17 protein-coding genes are annotated in these 15,389 nt (G+C 62.7%); 13 read left to right on the plus strand and 4 right to left on the minus strand.

The annotated features are described in order from the left end of the window. Nucleotides 1-64 precede the first annotated feature (64 nt). The 6 genes from Q9451_RS07420 (at nt 65) to Q9451_RS07445 (ending at nt 4,819) form a co-directional block, all read left to right on the plus strand. Nucleotides 65-952 carry a hypothetical protein gene (locus tag Q9451_RS07420; RefSeq protein ID WP_012274013.1) on the plus strand — a complete coding sequence of 296 codons (888 nt, stop codon included), beginning with the start codon at nt 65-67 and terminating at the stop codon, nt 950-952. 76 nt (nt 953-1,028) lie between these two features. Further along, a complete protein-coding gene (locus tag Q9451_RS07425; protein ID WP_041166781.1) occupies nt 1,029-2,111 on the plus strand; it encodes a serine hydrolase in 1,083 nt (360 codons plus the stop codon). Continuing rightward, entirely contained in the window at nt 2,108-2,404 is a 297-nt protein-coding gene (locus tag Q9451_RS07430) for a hypothetical protein (protein ID WP_012274011.1), read from the plus strand. The genes Q9451_RS07425 and Q9451_RS07430 overlap by 4 nt, the downstream gene beginning before the upstream one ends. Before the next feature lie 44 nt (nt 2,405-2,448). Further along, on the plus strand, nt 2,449-3,030 hold the full coding sequence (locus Q9451_RS07435; protein ID WP_012274010.1) for a YceI family protein: 582 nt from the start codon (nt 2,449-2,451) through the stop codon (nt 3,028-3,030). A gap of 1 nt (nt 3,031) precedes the next feature. Then, a complete protein-coding gene (locus Q9451_RS07440; RefSeq protein ID WP_012274009.1) occupies nt 3,032-4,189 on the plus strand; it encodes a phosphatidylserine/phosphatidylglycerophosphate/cardiolipin synthase family protein in 1,158 nt (385 codons plus the stop codon). Nucleotides 4,190-4,237: 48 nt separating this feature from the next. Further along, complete coding sequence (locus Q9451_RS07445) at nt 4,238-4,819, plus strand: DJ-1/PfpI family protein (RefSeq protein WP_171577218.1); 582 nt, start codon at nt 4,238-4,240, stop codon at nt 4,817-4,819. Nucleotides 4,820-4,888: 69 nt separating this feature from the next. Here the strand turns inward: Q9451_RS07445 and Q9451_RS07450 are convergent, their stop codons facing one another. After that, nucleotides 4,889-5,287 (minus strand): nuclear transport factor 2 family protein, encoded by a 399-nt coding sequence (locus tag Q9451_RS07450; RefSeq protein ID WP_012274007.1) that lies wholly within the window; start codon nt 5,285-5,287, stop codon nt 4,889-4,891. A gap of 115 nt (nt 5,288-5,402) precedes the next feature. Between Q9451_RS07450 and Q9451_RS07455 the strand changes: the two genes are divergently transcribed. Next, nucleotides 5,403-5,993, plus strand: a complete 591-nt coding sequence (locus tag Q9451_RS07455; protein WP_012274006.1) for a GNAT family N-acetyltransferase — start codon at nt 5,403-5,405, stop codon at nt 5,991-5,993. Further along, nucleotides 5,990-6,862 (plus strand): carbon-nitrogen hydrolase family protein, encoded by an 873-nt coding sequence (locus tag Q9451_RS07460; RefSeq protein WP_012274005.1) that lies wholly within the window; start codon nt 5,990-5,992, stop codon nt 6,860-6,862. The genes Q9451_RS07455 and Q9451_RS07460 overlap by 4 nt, the downstream gene beginning before the upstream one ends. Nucleotides 6,863-6,965: 103 nt before the next feature. On the opposite strand, the gene Q9451_RS07465 is transcribed toward Q9451_RS07460, so the two are convergent. Continuing rightward, nucleotides 6,966-8,489 carry a fumarate hydratase gene (locus Q9451_RS07465; protein ID WP_012274004.1) on the minus strand — a complete coding sequence of 508 codons (1,524 nt, stop codon included), beginning with the start codon at nt 8,487-8,489 and terminating at the stop codon, nt 6,966-6,968. A 249-nt stretch (nt 8,490-8,738) separates the two neighbouring features. Here Q9451_RS07465 and Q9451_RS07470 point away from each other — a divergent pair, with 249 nt between their 5' ends. Continuing rightward, entirely contained in the window at nt 8,739-9,659 is a 921-nt protein-coding gene (locus Q9451_RS07470; protein ID WP_012274003.1) for an iron-sulfur-binding ferredoxin reductase, read from the plus strand. A 41-nt stretch (nt 9,660-9,700) separates the two neighbouring features. On the opposite strand, the gene pyk is transcribed toward Q9451_RS07470, so the two are convergent. Next, a complete protein-coding gene (gene pyk, locus Q9451_RS07475; protein WP_012274002.1) occupies nt 9,701-11,155 on the minus strand; it encodes a pyruvate kinase in 1,455 nt (484 codons plus the stop codon). Nucleotides 11,156-11,334: 179 nt separating this feature from the next. Between pyk and Q9451_RS07480 the strand changes: the two genes are divergently transcribed. The 3 genes from Q9451_RS07480 (at nt 11,335) to sbcB (ending at nt 13,695) form a co-directional block, all read left to right on the plus strand. Next, on the plus strand, nt 11,335-11,721 hold the full coding sequence (locus Q9451_RS07480; protein ID WP_012274001.1) for a hypothetical protein: 387 nt from the start codon (nt 11,335-11,337) through the stop codon (nt 11,719-11,721). Between the two features lie 123 nt (nt 11,722-11,844). After that, the gene (locus Q9451_RS07485; RefSeq protein WP_012274000.1) at nt 11,845-12,204 is read left to right on the plus strand and encodes a PilZ domain-containing protein; all 360 of its coding nucleotides are present in this window, start codon (nt 11,845-11,847) and stop codon (nt 12,202-12,204) included. 57 nt (nt 12,205-12,261) lie between these two features. Continuing rightward, nucleotides 12,262-13,695 carry an exodeoxyribonuclease I gene (sbcB, locus tag Q9451_RS07490; protein WP_012273999.1) on the plus strand — a complete coding sequence of 478 codons (1,434 nt, stop codon included), beginning with the start codon at nt 12,262-12,264 and terminating at the stop codon, nt 13,693-13,695. A gap of 72 nt (nt 13,696-13,767) precedes the next feature. On the opposite strand, the gene mvaT is transcribed toward sbcB, so the two are convergent. Further along, the gene (gene mvaT, locus Q9451_RS07495; RefSeq protein ID WP_012273998.1) at nt 13,768-14,145 is read right to left on the minus strand and encodes a histone-like nucleoid-structuring protein MvaT; all 378 of its coding nucleotides are present in this window, start codon (nt 14,143-14,145) and stop codon (nt 13,768-13,770) included. Nucleotides 14,146-14,416: 271 nt separating this feature from the next. Here mvaT and purU point away from each other — a divergent pair, with 271 nt between their 5' ends. Continuing rightward, nucleotides 14,417-15,268, plus strand: a complete 852-nt coding sequence (gene purU / locus Q9451_RS07500; protein WP_012273997.1) for a formyltetrahydrofolate deformylase — start codon at nt 14,417-14,419, stop codon at nt 15,266-15,268. Nucleotides 15,269-15,389 lie beyond the last annotated feature (121 nt).

The raw sequence follows: 15,389 nt of genomic DNA on the forward strand, positions 1-15,389 counted from the left end.
TTTGGTGATGCTTGCGTGACACCCCCTGAGCCTTCCCCGAAAGCCCCCAGCAAGGAGCTGTGCCATGGCCTGGTTGCAACGACTCAACGACCCGCTTCGCCACGCGCTGGCAGGCACCCTGGGCGAAACCTACGCCGGGCTGCTCGAGCGCCTCGGACCGGTTGCCCCGTTCGAACTCGCGGCACTGGGCGGGCGCGCGATGGCCACCCCTGGCCTGGCCTTTCTGGTGGGTTACCAGGCCGCTCTGCGGGTGCTTTGGCCCAGTGCGCCGCCCAGCCTTGGCGCCTTGTGTGCCACCGAGCGGCGCAGTGTGCGGCCAGCGGACATGCACACGCGGCTGGACGGCTTGCGGCTGACGGGCAGCAAGGACTTCGTTACCGCAGGCCTGGAGGCGGAGTGGTTGCTGGTGGCGGCGCGTAGCGAAGCGGCTGGCGCGGCGCCGCAACTGAACCTGGCGGTGGTTTATCCCGGTGAGCCGGGGGTGAAGCTGGAGCCACTGCCGACCCTGCCGCTGATGCCGGAAGTGGGCCATGGCCGATTGCTGCTGGAGCAGGCCGCGTGCGAGTTGCTGGCCGGTGACGGCTGGGATGCCTACGTGAAGCCGTTTCGCTCGCTGGAAGACTTGTATGTGCTCACGGCACTGACGGCCTGGTTGTATGGCGTGGGGCAGGAGAGCGCCTGGCCACAGGACTTGCGCCTGCAACTGCTGGGGTTGCTGGCAGGGTGTGCCGAGGGCAGCCGGCAGTGTGCTGACAGCACGGGTTGCCATTTGCTGCTGGGTGGGTTGTTCGCGCAGTTTCAGGCGTTGCGAGGGGCGATCGACGCGGCCTTGGCAGCAGGGCCGGTGCATTGGGCGCAAATCTGGCAGCGTGACCAAGGGGTGATGGCGTTGGCTGCGGCGGCGCGGGAGAAACGGTTGAACAAAGCTTGGGCGGCTGCCGGATTGTCATGAATGGCTGATAGCTTTGGGTGAACTTCTGAATCCTGGGGCCGCGTTGCTGCCCCAACAAAAGTGAGCCTGTATGGGGATGCTGAAAGGTCTGCTGCTGCTTTTGTGCATGGCCATGGCGCCCGCCTGGGCTGAAGAGTGGCCTGACCCGGAGTGGCAAAGCGACCCTGCCGCATTCGATTGGCAAGCCGTCGACGCCTACGCCTTCCCCGAACGCGCCCCCTCCGAGCGTAGTGGCATCCGCACCGACGCCTTGCTGATCATCCGCGACGGTCGTATCGTCCACGAGCGCTACACCGCGCCCACCACTGCCGCCACCGCGCACCTGACCTGGTCGGTGAGCAAAAGCGTACTGGCCACGCTACTGGGGGTGGCCCAGGGCGAAGGCCGCTTTCAGCTGCAAGACGCGGTCAGCCGCTTCTATCCACCCATGCGCGCGCATCCGGGCGTGCGTATGGCCGACCTGCTGCACTGGGCCAGTGGCCTTGCCTGGCAGGAAGACTACGAGTACGCCCCGCTGAAATCCTCAGTGGTGGCCATGTTGTATACCCGTGGTCGTGCGGACATGGCGGCCTACACGGCCGCGCGGGGTACGTCGGCCAGCCCTGGGCAGCGATTTCTCTATTCCAGTGGCGACAGCAACCTGCTGGCCGCCGCGCTGCGCGGCATGCTCGATGCGGGCCAGTACCCGGATTACCCCTGGCAGGCACTGTTCACCCCGCTGGGTATCGACAGTGCGGTGTGGGAGCGTGACCGGGCAGGCACTTACGTGGGCTCTTCCTATCTGTACCTCAGTACCCGCGACCTGGCGCGTATCGGCCTGCTGATGCAGCGCGACGGCCGCTGGCAGGGCCGGCAACTGCTGCCAAAGGCCTGGGTAGCCTTCAACCGCACACCGTTTGCCCAGGCCGAAGTGCTGAGCGGCGAGGCCAACCCTGGTGGGCACTGGTGGCTCAACCAGCCGCTGACCGACGCCCAACGGCCTTGGCCGAGTGCCCCCGCAGCTACCTTCGCCGCCCTTGGCCACTGGGGCCAGGCGCTGTACGTGCTACCGGAGCAAAAATTGGTGATCGTGCGTTACGCCGATGACCGCGACGGCAGCTATCAGCACGACGAACTGCTGAAGCGGGTGCTGGCGGCATTGGCCGGGGCGGGAGCATGAAGCGGTTAGCGCTGCTGGTGCTGGCGGGGCTGTTGTACTGGGCTTGGCAGGAGCGCCAGGCGCTGGCGGATTTCCCCGACATTCTCTCGGCCTACTCGGCCAAGGAATATTGTTCGTGCCGCTTTGTCATGGGCTTCGATCAGGCGTATTGCCACGGTTACGTGAAGCAATGGCTGCCGCTGACCCTGCTGGAAGAAAACAGCCGGCAGCGCCAAGTGACCGCAGAGGGTCTGGGGCGGCGCAACCAGGCCGCTTGGCAAGGCGCGCGCGAGGGCTGCCGCTTGCTGCCATGAAGGCAGGCGGGTAAGGTTGGCGGCTTGGTTTCACGAGATCTGTCATGTTCAAGCTGCCCCGTCTGTTACCCGCCTTGCTGCTGGCTTTGTGCCTGCCTGCCCATGCCAATTGGCACCTTGATGGCGAGTCTTCACGCCTGTCGTTCATTACCGGCAAGAACGGCGACACCGCCGAAGTGCATCGCTTTCTGGTGTTGCACGGTACGGTCGACCGCAAGGGTGTGGCGGGGTTGAGTATCGAGATGGACTCGGTGAGCAGCGGCATCCCGCTGCGTGACGAGCAGATGCGCGACAACCTGTTCGAGGTCGAGCGATTTGCCGAGGCCACAGTGAAGGCACAGATCGACCTGCGGCCGATCAATGACCTGGCCGACGGTGCGCAGATCGAGTTGCGCCTGCCGCTAACGGTTACCCTGCATGGCCAGTCGCACAGCTACAACGCCCTGCTACTGGCCACCCGCCTGGATGCGCGGCGCTTCCAGGTTGTAACCCTCGAGCCGCTGCTGCTGCGTGCCGAGGATTTCGGCTTGCTGCCTGGGCTGGAAAGCCTGCGCAAGTTTGCCAAGTTGAAGTCCATCAACCCATCGGTGCCGGTGAGTGCGGTGCTGATTTTCACCGCTCGCTGACATGGCGGGGCCAGTCTTCCCCTGGCGGGATGGCAACCAGTTCGAATTGCTGATCGACGGCCCCGCGTTCTTCCCACGCATGCTCAATGCGATCGAGCACGCGGAGTTTCAGGTGGACCTGGAACTGTACCTGGTCGAGGCCGGCGCCTGTGCCGAGGCGGTGGTCGAAGCGCTGGAACAGGCCGCCCGGCGCGGCGTGCGGGTGCGTTGCCTGTTTGACGACTACGGCTCATTGGCTTTCAACAGCGCGCTGCGCCAACGCCTGTCGGACGCCGGCGTGTACCTGCGCTGGTACAACCGCCTGCGCTGGAAGCGTGGCCTGCGCAACCTGTATCGCGACCACCGCAAACTGCTGCTGGTGGACGAGCGTTGGGCAGTGGTGGGGGGCACGGGCGTTACCGACGAATTCTGGACGCCGGGCGAAGCGACCAGCGAATGGCACGAAGTGATGGTGCAGATGCAGGGGCCAGTGGTGAACGACTGGCAGTTGCTGTTCGATCGCCAGTGGCACGCCAACAACCGCCGCACCGCCTGGCGCCCTGCCGAGGGCTTTGGCCTGCCGCGCCTGCCCAAGGTGCCCGCACAAGGGCAAGGCATGGGCCGGGTCGCTTATGCCGACGCCCGCCAGCACCAGGACATCCTGCATGCGCTGGTGAGGGCGCTGAACAGCGGCAAGCAACGGGTGTGGCTGGCCACACCGTACTTCCTGCCGACCTGGAGCGTGCGCCGCTCGTTGCGCCGGGCCGCCAGCAAGGGGCTGGACGTGCGCCTGCTGCTGACCGGCCCCCGCACCGACCATCCCTCGGTGCGCTACGCCGGGCATCGCTACTACCCACGCCTGCTGCGCGCCGGGGTGCGGATTTTCGAGTACCAGCCGTGCTTCCTGCACCTGAAAATGGCGGTGGTGGACGACTGGGTCAGCGTCGGTTCGTGCAACTTCGACCACTGGAACCTGCGCTTCAACCTTGAAGCCAACATCGAGGCGCTGGACCCATCGTTGACGGCGGCGGTGGTGGCCAGCTTCGAGCGCGATTTTGCCCAATGCGAGGAAGTCGACCTTGCCCATTGGCATGCGCGCCCTTTGTGGCGCAGGGTGAAACAACGGATCTGGGGCTGGCTCGATCGGTTGGTGGTCAACTTCCTCGACCGTCGGGACTGACAGCGGCTATCGTGCAGTGACTATTCACAGTTAACCGAAGGAGTGGGCGTGATGACGGCGAAGAAAATTCTCATGCTGGTGGGCGACTACGTTGAAGATTATGAAGCGATGGTGCCGTTTCAGGCCCTGAGCATGGTCGGCCACACAGTGCATGCGGTGTGCCCGGAAAAGCTGGCCGGGCAGACTGTGCGCACCGCGATTCATGACTTCGAGGGTGAGCAGACCTACAGCGAAAAGCCTGGGCACAACTTTGCCCTGAATTATGACTTCGTGCGGGTGCGGCCCGAAAGTTACGACGCATTGCTGATCCCGGGTGGCCGTGCGCCAGAGTACCTGCGCCTGGATGAAAAGGTGCTGGAGCTGGTGCGGGCGTTCGACCAGGCCGGCAAGCCGATTGCGGCGGTGTGCCATGGCGCTCAGCTGCTGGCGGCGGCCGGGGTGCTCGAGGGGCGTGAGTGCAGTGCGTACCCGGCATGTGCGCCGGAAGTGCGATTGGCGGGCGGTACGTTCATCGATATCGCAGTGGACCAGGCGCATGTGGACGGCAACCTGGTCACTGCCCCCGCATGGCCAGCGCATCCGGCGTGGCTGGCGGCCTTCCTCAAAGTGCTGGGTACCCGTATCGCCTGATCGGGCCCCTTCGCAGGCACGCCTGCTCCCGCAGGTTTACCACCGCCCCCGGGAGCAGGCGTGTCAGGCTTAGGCAACCTGCTCAACCCAGTCATTGAGGTTGTAGTAGTTGGTCACCCGGGCAATCTTGCCGCAGTGGATGTAGAAGAAAGCCCCCGCCGGCAGTACATAGGTCTGCCCGTTGGCAGTTGGCAGCCCTTGGTCATCGGCCAAGTATTCGCCATGCACGGTGAACTCCGCTGCCGCGCGGCTGCCATCGGCGTTTTGCATCACCACGATGTCGGCCAGACGTTCGCGGTAGCAGCGGTTCATCTTGTCCATGAACGCAGCAAACCTGGCCTTGCCCATCTGCCGCTCGCCCTGGTTGATGTCGTGGATCACGTCCTCGCTGAGCAGCGCCAGAAAGCCCGGCATGTCGCCGGCGTTGAAGGCGGCGTAGTAAGCATTTACCAGTTCGGTAGCGGTCATGGAACAATACCTGTCGTGTAGGGAAAAGGCGGGTCGTTGCCTCGGATGATAGGGTTTCCCCTCAAGCCCGGCTTAGCCGAGCGCGTCATCCACATCGACAAAACGACCGCCAAGCATGGAAATACGCCTGTTGCACGGCGCCGCTATCGCGCCTTACATCGATGACCTCGCTCGCCTGCGCCTTACCGTGTTCCGCGAGTTTCCCTACCTTTACGACGGCACCCCGGAGTATGAGGCTGACTACCTGTCCAACTACGCCCGCTCCGGGCGCAGCCTGGTAGTGCTGGCGCTGGACGACGGCAAGGTGGTCGGTGCCTCTACCGGCCTGCCGCTGGTGGATGTCGCGGCCGAATTCCAGCAGCCGTTCCTGGCCCAAGGCCGCGACCCCGCCAGTGTGTATTACTTTGGCGAATCGCTGGTGCTGCCCGAATACCGTGGCCAGGGCCTGGGGGTGCGCTTCTTCATCGAACGCGAGTCCTACGCGCACAAACTGGCCGAGTTCGATTACTGCGCGTTCTGCGCGGTGGAGCGGCCAGGCGTGCACCCGCGACGGCCAGCGGACTACAAACCCTTGCACGGCTTCTGGCGCAATCGCGGCTTTCTGCATGACCCGTCGCTACGCACCCGCTATGCCTGGCGCGACTTGGACGAACCGGAAAGCTCCGACAAGTTGATGTCGTTCTGGCTCAAGGCGCTGCCGATATGATTCGTATGGCGGCCTGCCAATACGCCATCGAACTGCATGAAACCTGGGACGCCTACGCCGACCATCTGCAACGCCTGTGTGCCGAGGCGGTAGAGGCGGGCGCTCGCTTGCTGTTGTTACCGGAGTACGCCGGGCTGGTGCTGAGTGGCCAGCTGAGTGCCGAGCAGCGAGGGGACCTGAAGGCTTCGATTGCCGGTATTCAGCCGCTGATCGAACCCTGGAAAGCACTGTGCGAGGGTCTTGCCCGGCGCTGGGGGATCTACCTGCAACCGGGTAGCGTGCCGGTGCTGGACAGCGATGGGCGCTACCGCAACCGTGCCTGGCTGTTCGGCCCCCAGGGTGTGCTGGGCTACCAGGAAAAACTGATGATGACCCGGTTCGAGCGCGAACAGTGGGACATCGCTGCAGGCCAGGGGCTGCAGGTGTTCGACACCGAATTGGGTCGGCTGGGGATTCTGATCTGTTATGACAATGAGTTCCCCATGCTGGCCCGGCGTTTGGCCGAGGCTGGTGCCGACCTGATCCTGGCGCCGAGCTGTACCGATACCGAGGCCGGTTACCACCGGGTACGCATTGGCGCCCAGGCGCGGGCGCTGGAGAACCAGATCGCCGTGTTGCAGAGCCCTACGGTTGGGTTGGCACCCTGGTCACCGGCGTTGGACGAGAATATTGGCCGGGCAGGGTTGTTCGTGCCGCCGGATCATGGGATGCCGGGGGATGGGGTGGTGGCGTTGAGTGAGGCGCTGAGCCCAGATTGCAGCCAGTGGCTGGTGTGTGAGGTGGACCTGGAGGAGGTGCGGCGGGTGAGGCGGGAAGGGCAGGTGTTTACCTGGCGGGACTGGCCGGAGCAGTTTGAAAGAGCCCTGTGATGACAGCAGTGGCCTCTTCGCGGGCAAGCCCGTTCCCACACGTACAGCGCAAGCCAGAAGGCTACGCGTTACCTGTGGGAGCGGGCGCCGCAGTTACATCTGGTTACTTCACTTCGACTGCCAGGCTTTGGGCAATCTTGCTCTGCCACAGGGCAGGGCCAGTGATGTGTACCGACTCACCGTTGCTATCGACGGCGACGGTAACCGGCATGTCCTTGACCTCGAACTCGTAGATCGCTTCCATGCCCAGCTCGGCGAAGGCCAGTACCTTCGACTTGCGGATGGCCTGGGCTACCAGGTAGGCAGCACCGCCAACGGCCATCAGGTACACGGCCTTGTTGTCCTTGATCGCCTCGATGGCGGTCGGGCCACGCTCGGACTTGCCGATCATGCCCAGCAGGCCGGTCTGCTCGAGGATCTGGCGGGTGAACTTGTCCATGCGAGTGGCGGTGGTCGGGCCGGCTGGGCCTACCACTTCGTCACCGACCGGGTCGACCGGGCCTACGTAGTAGATGAAGCGGCCTTTCAGGTCGACTGGCAGTTCTTCGCCACGGTTGAGCATTTCAACCATGCGCTTGTGCGCGGCATCGCGGCCGGTCAGCATCTTGCCGTTGAGCAGGATGGTTTCGCCCGGCTTCCAGCTGGCGACTTCTTCCGGGGTGATGTCGTCGAGGTTGACGCGACGGGCGCTCGGGCCAGCTTCCCAGACGATTTCCGGGTAGGCATCCAGCGACGGCGCTTCCAGTTCTGCCGGGCCGGAGCCATCGAGCACGAAGTGGGCGTGGCGGGTGGCGGCGCAGTTGGGGATCATGCACACCGGCAGGGAGGCGGCGTGGGTCGGGTAGTCCATGATCTTGACGTCGAGCACGGTGGTCAGGCCACCCAGGCCCTGGGCGCCGATGCCCAGCTGGTTGACCTTCTCGAACAGCTCCAGACGGATTTCTTCCAGGCGGTTTTGCGGGCCGCGGGCTTTCAGCTCATGGATGTCGATGGACTCCATCAACACTTCCTTGGCCATTACTGCGGCTTTCTCGGCGGTACCGCCGATGCCGATGCCGAGCATGCCAGGCGGGCACCAGCCAGCGCCCATGGTCGGCACGGTCTTCAGCACCCAGTCGACGATCGAGTCGGACGGGTTGAGCATGGCCATCTTCGACTTGTTCTCCGAGCCGCCGCCCTTGGCTGCGACATCGACCTCGACCTTGTCGCCGGGGACGATGGAGTAGTGGATCACTGCCGGGGTGTTGTCCTTGGTGTTCTTGCGAGCACCGGCCGGGTCGGCCAGGATCGAGGCGCGCAGGACGTTTTCAGGCAGGTTGTAGGCGCGACGCACACCTTCGTTGATCATGTCGTCGACGCTCAGGGTGGCGCCGTCCCAGCGTACGTCCATGCCCACGCGCACGAACACGGTGACGATACCGGTGTCCTGGCAGATCGGGCGGTGGCCGGTGGCGCACATGCGCGAGTTGATCAGGATCTGGGCGATGGAATCGCGTGCAGCAGGCGACTCTTCACGCAGATAGGCCTCGTGCATGGCCTGGATGAAATCGACGGGGTGGTAGTACGAGATGAATTGCAGGGCGTCGGCGACGCTCTGAATCAGGTCGTCTTGCTTGATCACGGTCATGCAGCGCGCTCCTCTTAAAGACGGGAACATTCAAAAAGACGCTCGACATTGCCGACCAGCATGTCGAAGCGCCTTGCAAGGCGCCGGCAGGTCAGGCCGACGGAAAAAGGCGCGGCAGTATAGCGCGCATCCGTGGCGGACACACCTGCGGCCGGTCTGGACCATGGTCGGCAGCGGTCAGGCATCCTTTTTGCTGGCGTGCTCTGCTTGGCTTACAGTGAGCCTGGGATAGCAGGAGAAGTACCGAACATGCCCGAAATTTGCGTGGGCGAGCACCGTTGGGCGGTGCCGACTGGCAGCAACCTGCTCGATGCCCTGAACGAGGCCGGGTTGAATGTGCCCTACAGCTGCCGCGCCGGCAGTTGCCATGCCTGCCTGGTGCACTGCCTGGCGGGGCAACCGTTGGATGCCTTGCCCGAGGCGCTGGCGCTTGACAAGCATGCCCAGGGCTGGCGCCTGGCCTGTCAGTGCCGTGTGGTCGAGGACCTGCGCCTGGTGCTGTTCGACTCTCGGCACGACGGTGTGCCGGCCAAGGTCAGTGCGCTGGACTGGTTCGGCGATGTGCTGCGTTTGCGCCTGCAGCCAGAGCGTGCGTTGCGCTATCAGGCGGGTCAGCATGTGGTGCTGTGGCTGGACGAGGTTGCACGGCCTTATTCCCTGGCCAGCCTGCCAGGTGAAGATGATCAACTTGAGTTTCATATCGACTGCCAGCGCCCTGGTGCCTTTTGTGACAAGGCGCGCGGTCTACGGGTTGGCGATGAAATGCGTCTGGGTGAATTGAGAGGGGGGGCTTTGCATTACGACCCGGACTGGCAGGAGCGGCCGCTGTGGTTGTTGGCAGCGGGCACCGGGTTGGCGCCATTGTGGGGCATCTTGCGCGAGGCGCTACGCCAGGGGCATCGGGGGGAAATTCGGCTGTTGCATGTGGCACGGGATCGGGCGGGGCACTATTTGGCGGAGCCATTGCAGCAGTTGCCAGGGGTGAAAGTCGAGTTGGTGCTGGCGGAACAGATGGATGATGCGCTGGCCGGGTTGCGGCTGGCGTCACGGCAGACGGTGGCGCTGGTGTGCGGGGCGCCGGGGAGTGTGGAGCGTTTTGCCCGGCGGCTGTTCATTGCCGGGGTGCCACGGGGGCAGGTGTTTGCTGATGTGTTTGTCGAGCATGCCTGAATAGCAGGGGGCCGCAAAGCGGCCCCCTTTGTAGCAGCAGATCAACCGACCAGCGGGTCACCGACATGCAGGATCTTCATGCCGTTGGTGCCACCGATGGTGTGGTAGCTGTCACCCTTGGTCAGGATCACCCAGTCACCTTGCTGCACCAGGCCACGCTTGAGCAGCTCGTCCACGGCTGCCTGGCTCACCTTGTCGGCCGGCAGCGAAGCCGGGTCGAAGGCAATCGGGTACACGCCACGGAACATGTTGGCGCGCGCCTGGGTAGCGCGGTGCGGCGACAGGGCGAAGATCGGCACGTGCGAACGCAGGCGCGACATGATCAGCGGGGTGTAGCCGCTTTCGGTCAGGGCGATGATCGCCTTCACGCCCGGGAAGTGGTTGGCGGTGTACATGGCCGCCAAGGCGATGCTTTCGTCGCAGCGCTCGAAGGTGGTGTGCAGGCGGTGGCTGGACTTCTGGCTGGTCGGGTGCTTTTCGGCACCCAGGCAGATGCGGGCCATGGCCTGGACGGCTTCGATCGGGTAGGAACCTGCGGCGCTTTCGGCCGACAGCATCACCGCGTCGGTGTTGTCCAGCACGGCATTGGCCACGTCGGACACTTCGGCACGGGTCGGCATCGGGTTCTGGATCATCGACTCCATCATCTGGGTCGCCACGATCACCGCCTTGTTGTTGCGGCGGGCGTGCTGGATGATCTTCTTCTGGATGGCGATCAGCTCGGCGTCGCCGATTTCCACGCCCAGGTCGCCACGGGCAACCATCACTGCGTCGGAGGCGGCGATCAGCTTGTCGAGGGTCTCGTCGTCGGCAACCGCTTCGGCGCGTTCGATCTTGGCCACCAGCCAGGCGCTGCCGCCGGACTCGTCACGCAGCTTGCGCGCGTATTCCATGTCGCTGGCGTCACGTGGGAAGGATACGGCCAGATAGTCCAGGTCCATTTCCGCGGCCAGCTTGATGTCGGCCTTGTCTTTTTCGGTCAGGGCCGGTGCGGTCAGGCCGCCACCTTTACGGTTGATGCCTTTGTGGTCTGACAGCGGGCCACCGATGATCACCACGCAGTGCAGGGCGTCTGCAGTGGCGGTTTCGACGCGCATGACCACGCGACCATCGTCGAGCAGCAGCTCGTCACCAACGCCGCAGTCCTTGACCAGGTCGGGGTAGTCGATACCGACGATGTCCTGGTTGCCTTCGGTCAGCGGGTGGGCGGTGGAGAAGGTGAACTTGTCACCGATCTTCAATTCGATGCGCTTGTTGGCGAACTTGGCGATGCGGATCTTCGGACCCTGCAGGTCGCCCAGCAATGCAACATGGCGGCCGTTCTTGGCGGCGATGTCACGGATCAGGCGCGCACGGGCCTTGTGCTCGTCCGGCGTGCCGTGGGAGAAGTTCAGGCGTGCCACGTCCAGGCCGGCAAGGATCAGCTGTTCGATCACTTCCGGCGAGTTGCTGGCGGGGCCAAGGGTGGCGACGATTTTGGTACGGCGGATGCTCATGCACAAACTCCTATAGTGAAGCGCAGCGAAAGGCTACTCCTGAATCTCGCTGTAGTCATTGTTCCGTTGCACTACCTGCGACCAAGGCAGGGTGGCATTTGAACGGGCAGGGTATCCTTGCAAAAGGGTGTGAAGATTTGCAGGCAAACGCCGATACACTGGCATCAAAGGAGATCCCCATGCGAGCCCTGATCGTTTTAGCCCTGGCCGTCAGCGCCGTCGGCTGCACCCGCTGGTCGATGGACCACCACCTGAACAATGCCTACCGCGCCTACGACCGGGGCGATTGTGCACGCGTCATGCTCGAGTTGTCGCAGGTTGACCGCACCAGCCGTGCACGGCCGTTCATCCACCCCGAGGTATCGTTGCTGCGCGGCCAGTGCCTGGAGCGCCAGGCGTTGTACGTGGATGCTGCGCAGACTTACCAATACTTGATCCAGCAGTACCCGGGCAACGAGTACGCCTATCGTGCCCAGGCGCGCCTGCAGACGCTGGAAAAACTCGGCCATGTGCGCGGCGTTGAAGCGGCCGTGGCCAGCCCGGTGACGACCGCACCTTGGCGCTAACACCAAGGTGTGGTTTATTTCACGAGATTTGCTGCGCGCGCTGCGCTAATCTGTAACTCAGCTGTTACAACAACCGCCAGTACCTTGTATTCCTGGCATCAGGTACGGAATACACTCGCGATCATGTTCAACAAGCGCCACATCGAACGTCATCAACTGCCTTGCGTCCTCAAGGTGTTCAACCGTTTTACCGGTCAGGAACTCGGTCAGCTGGGCAATGCCTCCGAAGATGGCTTGATGGTCATCAGCCAGCTACCCGTGCTGGTCGGGCCTGATTACGAGCTGCAACTGCGCATGCCACTGGCTGGCGGCGGGCACCAGTTCGTCAACCTCACCGCCAGTTGCCTGTGGTGCCGCGAGGACCAGACGCCGGGGCACTACGATTCGGGCTTCATGCTGCTGCAGTCTCCACGCGAGTACGATGATTTCGTGCGCTCGCTGCGCGAGTATTTCAGTTTCCGCCCCGCCAACGCTCGCGTCTGAACCTTGGCTTTCTAGAATCGCGCTAGAATCGGGTCGACCTCGATACAGGACGACCCCGTGAGCTCCAGCATTTTCTGGCACGACTACGAAACCACCGGCATCAACCCGCGCTGCGATCGGCCGCTGCAGGTGGCTGGTGTGCGCACTGACTTCGACCTCAACGAAATCGACGAGCCGATCAGCCTTTATTGCCGGCCCTCGGACGATATCCTGCCGCACCCGGCGGCCTGCCTGGTAACCGGCATCACCCCGCAGTTGCTGGCTGAGCAGGGCCTGTGCGAAGCCGAGTTCATGACCCAGGTGTACGCACAACTGGCGCAGCCGGGTACCTGTGGCGCGGGCTACAACACGCTGCGCTTCGACGATGAAGTGACCCGCTACAGTTTGTACCGCAATTTTTTCGACCCCTATGCCCGTGAGTGGCAGGGCGGTAACAGCCGCTGGGACCTGATCGACATCGTGCGCACCGCCTATGCCCTGCGCCCGGATGGCATCCAATGGCCGCAGCAGGACGGGCGCACCAGCCTGCGCCTGGAACTGCTGAGCAAGGCCAATGGCATTGACCACGGGCATGCCCACGAAGCGCTTTCCGACGTGCGGGCAACCATTGCCCTGGCCCGCCTGATTCGGCAGAAACAGCCCAAGTTGTATGACTGGCTGTTCCAGTTGCGCAGCAAGCATAAAGTGATGGAGCAAATTCGTTTGTTGCAGCCTCTGGTGCATATATCCGGGCGTTTTTCTGCGGCGCGTAATTACCTGGGTGTCGTATTGCCACTGGCCTGGCACCCGCGTAATCGCAATGCGCTGATTGTCTGCGACCTGCACCATGAAACCCTACCGTTACTACGGGAAAGTGCTGAAATTCTGCGTCAGCGCTTGTACACCCGTCATGATGAATTGGCCGAAGGTGAATTACCGGTACCGCTCAAATTGGTGCAGATCAATCGCTGCCCGGTACTGGCGCCGCTGTCGGTATTGCGCCCGGCCGATCAACAACGGTTGGGTCTGGACTTGACGTTGTTACAATCGCGCGGTGAACAGTTGGCCAATCAACAGGCGCAATGGCAAGACAAGCTGGAACACATCTATGGCAAGGATGAGTTCGCCCCGAGTGAAGACCCGGAACAGCAGTTGTATGAGGGATTTATCGGTGACCGCGACCGGCGTTTATGCGAGCAAGTTCGTGCGCTGGAACCGGCGCAGTTGAGCCGTGGCCACTGGATGTTCGATGACCCGCGTTTGCCGGAGCTGTTGTTCCGTTATCGGGCTCGTAACTTCCCTGAAACCTTGACCAGCGAAGAGCTGCAACGGTGGTACGGCTTCTGCCAGCAACGCCTGAGCGACCCGCAGTGGGGCGCACCCAATACCCTGGGCGACTTTGAACAGGCGCGCCAGCAAGCCTGGCAGGGGGCCGACGAGGCGGGCCGGCGAGTGCTCGAGGCCTGGCAAGTGCATGCCCGTCAATTGCAGGCACAATTTGCAATTGGCTGATGGTAGGTAAACAAAAACGCCGGCAATGTGCCGGCGTTTTTGTTGTGTGAAGCAAACGGTGTATGCGGACTATCAGTCCAGCAGGGTTGCCCAGCTTTCAACCACATCGCCGCCCCAAGTGGCTTTCCACTCTTTCAGGGTTTTGTGGTTGCCGCCTTTGGTTTCGATCACTTCACCGTTGTGCGGGTTTTTGTATTGCTTGACCTTACGTGCACGCTTGGTGGCGGTAGTCTTGACCGCGCCACGCGGTGCTTTGCTCAGTTTCGACTCTGGGTCGAGCAGGGCAATCACGTCGCGCAGCGACTTGGAGTACTCGCCCATCAGTGTGCGCAGTTTGCCTTCGAACTCCAGTTCTTTCTTCAGCTTGTCATCCTGCGACAGGTTGGCCAGGCGGGCCTGAAGTTCCTTGATGGCTTCTTCGGTAGCGCGGTACTCGTTGATCAGGGACATGGAGTGTTCCTTAATGCGTGTTCAGAAATGTGTGGGGCAATAATAGACAGGCGATACTCGCAAGTAAACATAAGATTGGACCATTAACTGTTAATTAAGCTGTGACAACATTTCTCAACGTGAACAAAATTTTACATAAAGCCCATGTCTGCCAGACGCTGCCCGTGCATCGATTTGGGCCTGCATATGCCATCGTGGCTGCGATCAATACTGCGCTTTTGCTGGCGTGCCGCTAGAATGGGCGCCTTTGCGAAGTTCTGGAGTCTCATTCATGCGCACCTATCGTCTGGTGATCGCCTGCCCCGACCGTGTAGGCATCGTGGCGAAAGTCAGTAATTTCCTGGCCTTGTACAATGGCTGGATCAACGAAGCCAGCCACCACTCCGATGAGCAGAGCGGTTGGTTCTTCATGCGCCATGAAATCCGCGCTGAATCTCTGCCGTTCGGTATCGAAGCTTTCCGTGAGGCGTTTGCGCCAATCGCCGAAGAGTTCTCCATGGCCTGGCGCATTACCGACTCGGCGCAGAAAAAACGCGTGGTACTGATGGCCAGCCGTGAGTCTCACTGCCTGGCAGACTTGCTGCACCGCTGGCACACCGATGAGCTGGACTGCGAGATCCCTTGCGTGATCTCCAACCATAATGATTTGCGCAGCATGGTCGAGTGGCACGGTATTCCGTTCTTCCATGTGCCGGTCGATCCCAAGGACAAGGCCCCGGCCTTCGCCGAGGTGTCGCGCCTGGTGCAGGAGCACGCCGCCGACGTGGTGGTACTGGCCCGCTATATGCAAATCCTGCCGCCGCAACTGTGCCGGGACTATGCAGAGAAGGTCATCAACATTCACCACAGCTTCCTGCCTTCGTTCGTCGGCGCCAAGCCGTACCACCAGGCCGCCCTGCGTGGCGTGAAGCTGATCGGTGCGACCTGCCACTACGTCACCGAAGAGCTGGACGCCGGCCCGATCATCGAGCAGGACGTGGTGCGTGTCAGCCATGCCGACAGCATCGAGGACATGGTCCGCTTTGGCCGTGATGTGGAGAAGATGGTGCTGGCCCGTGGCCTGCGCTATCACCTGGAAGACCGCGTGCTGGTGCATGGCAACAAGACTGTCGTGTTTGACTGAAACAGCAGGTTGCCTGTGGGATTTTTGGGCCGCAAAGCGGCCCCAAAAATCTTGAAAGGATCGCTAATGGCCAAGCAGCGCAATGCCCCAACCGCCTCACCCCCACCCACCCTTGGCGAAG

The sequence above is a fragment of the Pseudomonas sp. NY8896 genome, assembly GCF_039634505.1.